The following is a 6,216-nucleotide window of genomic DNA, read 5'->3' on the forward strand; positions in this document are numbered from 1 at the left end:
ACCTGGGACGCCTGACCAGCCAGGGCGACATGACCCTGAGCGCGGCCTCGCTCGATAACCAGGGCACCCTGGGCAGCCTGGGCGACCTGCGCCTGGATAGCGCCAGCATCACCAATGCCCCCGATACCCTGCTGTTCGCCGGTGGCGACATGACGCTGCATACGCAGCAGCTGTTTAACCGCTATGGGGACATCTATAGCCGGGGCGACCTGACCCTGGCACGCAACAGCGCCTTGGCCAAGGCGGACCGGCTGGAAAACCGCTCCGGCACCATCGAGGCCGAGGGGGATATGACCCTGCGCGCGGGGGACATTCTTAACACCAAGGACCGGATCGAGACGGAAGACGTGTTGCTCGACCGTGCTGTCGCGGGCACGGGGTATGTACGAAAGGTCTATCGTACTGAACACAATGGCCAAGGCGCTGGTGACGGCGGATACGAAGAAGTGGTGACCTTGGTGAGTACCACAGAGCTCTTCAGGGAGTACGAACTCACCGAGACTTTGCGGACCACCATTGTTGAGGACAGCCCAGCCGCCGGTATTCAAGCGGGTGGGGATCTGCGGGTCACCGCAGACACCCTTGAAAATCTCGATAGCGTCATCGCTGCGAATGGCGATATTCGCATTGATGCAGCATCGTTGATCAATTCGGGACGCGGCAACGCGTTGGTGACGCGAACAAGTCAGTATGGTGACGCTGAAGCGGCTTCCTGTCTCGAAACCGGCTCCTTCTTGGACTGCTTCCGGGGCGGCATCCTCGGAGGCGGGCGTTATAGCTATCGGTTCAGAGAAACTGACCTGACTGACAGCCTTGCTGGTTGGAATGCCGCCTCAGGATTCTCGGACAGCCAAGAGCTGTTACCACTACCTGCAGGCGCGCCAGATCTGTTAAGTCAGGCCGAAACCCGCACCATTCTCCCCGGTGGTGCTCCCGCCGTGATTTCCGCCGGTGGCCGTGTCTCCATCACCGCCACCGAGCAGCTCCACAACGGAGATATCCAGGAACATACCCTGGCCCAGTTGCAGGGGCGCCTTGGCGATGCGGCGACCCAGGGGCCGGTTTCCACGCTGTCCATGACCCTGGGACGTGACGCTGACCAGGCCAGTGCCCAGGGGCTGAGCGCGCCATCGCGGGTGGACCGCAGTGGTGCCAGCCGCGATGCGTCGCTGGCGGATATCGGCGCAACGCCCAGCACCGCTGGCGGGGGGCTTGACGGTGCACTGGACGCCAGCGTGGGCGCTGGCTTTGACGCGGGAGGCGGCGTCTGGGTCTTCGACGACGCGCCCTTCCTGCGGGTCGATATCGCGCAGACGCCGTCCTTCCGGCTGCCGGAAGGTGACTATGGCCTGTTCGTGCGCCCCCCCGAGGCCCAGGGGCGCTATCTGGTCGAGACCAACCCGGAGTTCACCAACCTCGAGCAGTGGCGCGGTTCCGACTACCTGCTCGACAAGCTCGGCTACACCGACGACGAGGCCTATCGGCTGCTCGGCGATGGTCGCTATGAATCCCGGCTGATCCGCCAGGCGGTGCTGGCTACCACCGGCCAACGCTACCTCAGTGAGGGGCTGGGCGATGACTACGCCCAGTATCGTTACCTGATGGATAACGCCCTGGCCTCGAAGGACCGTTTGTCTTTGGCGTTGGGGGTGAGCTTGAGCCCCGAGCAGGTGGCGGCGCTGACCCACGACATCGTCTGGCTGGAGGAGCGTCAGATCGACGGCCAGACGGTGCTCGCGCCGGTGCTGTACCTGGCCAACCTGGACAGCCGAGACGTGCGCGGTGGTGGGGTGATCCAGGGCCGTGACATCGACCTGATCAGCGGCGGTGATCTGGTCAACGTCGGCACCCTTCGCGCCACCCACGACCTCAATGCCTACGCCGCAGGGTCGGTGTTGCAGGGCGGCCTGGTCGAGGCCGGTGACGCCCTGAACCTCACCGCCCGCGACGATATCCGCAACGCCATGGGTGGGCAGATTCGCGGGGACCGGGTCAGCCTGACCGCCCTTGAGGGCGACGTGGTCAACGACCGCCTAAGCGTGGCGGCTGGCACCTCACGGGATTATCGCAGCTATCTCGACCAGGGCGGCAGCATCAGCGCCCGTGATCAACTCGACATCCAGGCCGGGCGTGACGTGGTCAATCGTGGCAACGTGACCAGCGGCGCTGATGTGTCCGTGACCGCCGGGCGCGACATCGTGGCCGGGGCCGTGGTGGACGTCAGCCACTGGCAGGATGCCCGCGGTCGCGATTATCAGGACAGCGCCACGACGCTCGGCTCAACCACCACCGCCGGGGGCGATCTTACCTGGCAGGCCGGACGGGATATCGCGATCGACGCCAGTCAGGTCTTAAGCGGTGATGACCTGGTGCTGGCCGCCGGACGCGACATGGCCATTGTCTCTGGCGAGGACCGCGACGCCAGCCGCGACGTCAGTCGTCGCCAGATCACCACCACCGACAGCGTGACCCAGGTGGGTAGCACCCTTGAGGCGGGAGGCAGTGCGAGCCTTAGCGCCGGGGGCGATATCGGCCTGCTCGCCAGCCGCGTCGAGGCCGGCGAGGGGCTGGGCCTGGTCGCCGGCGGCGACATCACCCTGGCGTCTGCGGCCAACGCCAGCGAGAGCCACACCCGCAAGCCCAACAAGACCTACGACACCCGCACGGTGCGTCAGCAGGGCAGCGAGCTGGCGGCCGGCACCGACCTGACGGTCGCCGCCGGGGGCGATCTCACCCTGGTGGCAAGTACCGCTAGTGCCGGTGATGAGGCGTATCTGTATGCCGGTGGCGTCGTGGCCCTGCTGGCCGCCAACGACGAGGATTACTCCCGCTACGAGAAGAACGAGAGCGGTGGCCTGTTCGGCGGTGACAAGCATCGTCTCGATGAAGTGCAGGACCTGCGCGCCCAGGGCAGCGAGATCGCCAGCGGCGGTGACCTGATCATCGTCAGCGACGGCGACCAGACCTATGAGGGCGCCCGACTCGATGCGGGCAACGATCTGGTGCTGGACAGTGGCGGCGAGATCACCTTCGCCCACGCCCGCGACCTGCATAGCGAGACCCACGAGAAGAGCTCGAGCAATGCCGTCTGGCAGTCGGCCAAGGGCGAAGGCGAGACCGTCGAGACCCTGCGTCAGAGTGAGCTGGTGGCCCAGGGGGAGCGGATCATCCGCGCCGCCCAGGGCGTCAACGTCGACATCGAGCAGGTCGATGAGCAGAGCATCCACCAGACCATCACCGCCATGGTCGAGGCCGACCCGAGCCTAGCTTGGCTGGCCGAGATGGAAGCCCGTGGCGACGTCGACTGGCGCGCGGTCAAGGCCCTCCATGATCAGTGGGACTATGACCACTCAGGCATGAGCGCCGCCGCGCAGCTGGTGGTGGCGATTGTGGTGGCCTACTTCACCGCAGGGGCGGCCAGTGAGCTAGTGGCCGCTGCCGCGAGCAGCGCGGGAGCCAGTGCCGCCGCTGGCACTGCCTGGGCCGCGGCCACGACCACCACTGCAGCGGGCTGGGCCAATGCGGCCGCCACCGCCGCCTTGACGGGCATGGCCAGCAACGCCGCTGTCAGCACCATCAATCAACAGGGGGACCTGGGCGAGGCTTGGAGCGACGTCACCTCCAGTGACGCCCTGCGCGGCTACGCCGTTGCCGCCGCCACCGCCGGGCTGACCAGCGGCCTGTACGACGGTTGGACCGGCACCCAGACCGGCACTACCACCGGCCTTCCTAATAGCGGGACGGTCACAGGTGCCCCCCTTGGCACCTGGCAAGGGGCGGGCCAGTTCGGCGCCAATCAGCTGTTGCAGAACACCACCTCCGCGCTGCTGGACCGGGCCCTGGGCGGTGACGCCGAGCTGGGTGACGCGCTCCAGGCGAGCCTGGCCAACACCTTCGCCGCCGCTGGCTTCAACGCCATCGGCAATACCTCCCTTGAAAACGGCAGCCTGAACAAGGCTGCCCTGCATGCCGTTATGGGCGGCCTAGCTGCCGAAGCCGCGGGCGGCGACTTCACCACCGGTGCACTCGCCGCCGGGGCCAACGAGCTGTTAGTGGACAAGCTCGCTGGAGAGTACAGCGACCTGGATCAGGCCGACAAAGGCCGGCTGCTGGTGATGAACTCCCAGATCATCGGCGTCATCGCCGCCGAGATCGCCAGCAACGACGACAACGAGCTGCAGATCGGCGCCCAGGTGGCGGGGAGTGCGACGCAGTATAACTACCTGTCGCATCAGCAAATCGACGAGTACGTCGACGAGTTGGATGGCTGTGAGGCGAGAGGGGACTGCGGTGAGGTTCAAGCAAAGTACCGTGATCTGAGCATCGCTCAACAGGACCAGCTGATCTCAGTGTGCTCACAAGATCAAGCGGCGTGCCTCGATCAATATCAGTCACTGGTTGACGATAGTGAAAAATTCCGTCAAGCCCTAGATCGATTGGGCGATGAAAACCTTCCATGGAGTGTGGCGCTGGACCAAGGGCCACTGTTGGGCCAGTATTTGGAGGCAGAGTCAGCCGTATCGCAGGAAGGCTTCGCGGAGTTTCTTCGTAACGAATACGATTTGGATACCGATGAAGCCGCACTAATTTCAGCAGCTGCGATGGCTGGGATGGGTGGCCCAGGAAGGCCACCAGGGCGAGCACAGAGTCATGTCGAGCCGTCAGGTGGGAGCGTTTCTACGGGCCCTCGGCTGACGATTCGCGATCAGTACTTGCATCACAAAGCGATGACGGATGATCTTAAGACCCAGTTAAGTAGCCAAGGCTATCGGGTTTCAGACAAAGAGATCTCTTTTGGTAACTCCTGTGGAACGGGCCGCTGCCGCCCCGATATCGTTTATGAAACTCATGATGGGAAGATGGGGATTATCGAGGTTAAAACTGGCAATGCCGATTTGACAATCCGCCAGAGTGAAATCTATCCACAGATCAATAGTGGAGATGCAGTTCCACGCGGAAAAGTTGCGCGAGCCTTTGATTTAAGGCCTGGAATACCATTGCGTGAGCAAGGTTATCCTGATGGCATTCCTATTGAAATTAGAACGTTTCCAGGGGCCGGATAATGAAGTTGAAAGAAGTTACAGATATGCTCGGATCAATTGGCTGGTCAATTTATACTGATGAGGTTGGTGATAGGTCGGCATGTTATCGATGCAATGATAGGACAGTGCAGATTATCTATGGCATAGAGAAAATTCGAGACAAACAGAAGTTTGGTGCGATGCTCTCTCTGGCGACTGATAGCTTCTCAAATGCCTGTGTAGCTATCGATCCGGGATACGGAGATGACGTTCCATTCATCCGAGCATGGTCAGGGCTAGATATTCGAGCGCCAGAAATTTTGGAAGAGCATGTGCGGCAAGCGTCCGAAGAGGCAATATCTTGGGCAAAAGTACAGGACTTGGATAAGGCACTGCAGGACCATGCGGCCTTACCAACGAATGCCCCTGGTGCTCGCCCTATCTGGCATCTTGCCGCGTTAGCGCTGCTTGGTGATGTTGTAAAGCTTAGATTCTATCAAGACAGCTTTGCGGATGGAAACAGGTTGGGTTTTGTGAATTATGTCACCAAGGATTATATTGATCGGGCCGTTGAGTTGGCTGAGAAAAATGCCGTGCGGCATTAAAATGGTGGAAAGTAATTGAGCGGTTTTTTCATCAATCAAATCAGTATCTTTCACTGTGTCAGGCAGTTGCCGTCAAGGAAATTGCTGTTTCTAAGGGTACTTCGGCTGTCTGTTTTCTTGATTCGATTGTGATGATCCAAGGCTCCCACTCCGGTTTGAGTGGCAAACTGTCTATAGCCGACCAGCTACGGTTTGTGCTGGGGGTTAGTTGTACGTGTTATCCGGTTGGTCACGTGCCGCTTTGTCTGCGTGACCAGGCGAGTCTCGTTGTTGCTGTAATTTTGGTTTTACCACGTCACAGCGCTGGCCTCCTGCAACAACCGTGGCGGTACACAGAGTGCCGCCCAGCTTGCGCTGCACCTCGGTGAAGGCATCGACCATCGAGATGATGGCCTGCTGCCGGTCGGTGATCTTCTCATTGGAGCGGGTGTAATGACCCCCTGGTTTCTGCACACCCTACGCCGCTAATGACGGGTGTGCTCGGGGTGCCACATAGCCTAGAGACTGATGTGGCCGCTCTTCGTTGTAGTACCGGATCCAGCGGCTGATTACCGCTCGGGCCTGGCCCAGCGACTCGAACCGGTGCTGCC

4 protein-coding genes are annotated in these 6,216 nt (G+C 61.6%); 2 read left to right on the forward strand and 2 right to left on the reverse strand.

Features of this window, described 5'->3' with window-relative positions:
- Together KUV72_RS19585 and KUV72_RS19590 are read left to right on the forward strand one after the other, a co-directional pair.
- A partial coding sequence (locus KUV72_RS19585; protein ID WP_222239499.1) for a DUF637 domain-containing protein occupies nt 1–5,063 on the forward strand: 5,063 nt, incomplete at its 5' end.
- On the forward strand, nt 5,063–5,626 hold the full coding sequence (locus KUV72_RS19590; protein ID WP_222239500.1) for a DUF6990 domain-containing protein: 564 nt from the start codon (nt 5,063–5,065) through the stop codon (nt 5,624–5,626). The genes KUV72_RS19585 and KUV72_RS19590, both read left to right, overlap by 1 nt.
- 204 nt (nt 5,627–5,830) lie before the next feature.
- On the opposite strand, the gene KUV72_RS19595 is transcribed toward KUV72_RS19590, so the two are convergent.
- Nucleotides 5,831–6,079 (reverse strand): hypothetical protein, encoded by a 249-nt coding sequence (locus tag KUV72_RS19595; RefSeq protein ID WP_222239501.1) that lies wholly within the window; start codon nt 6,077–6,079, stop codon nt 5,831–5,833.
- A 3-nt stretch (nt 6,080–6,082) separates the two neighbouring features.
- Nucleotides 6,083–6,216 (reverse strand): integrase core domain-containing protein (locus KUV72_RS20095; RefSeq protein WP_222239502.1); only part of this gene is annotated, 134 nt, incomplete at its 5' end.

It is taken from the genome of Halomonas sp. DP4Y7-1 (assembly GCF_019800705.1).
Taxonomy (GTDB): domain Bacteria; phylum Pseudomonadota; class Gammaproteobacteria; order Pseudomonadales; family Halomonadaceae; genus Halomonas; species Halomonas litopenaei_A.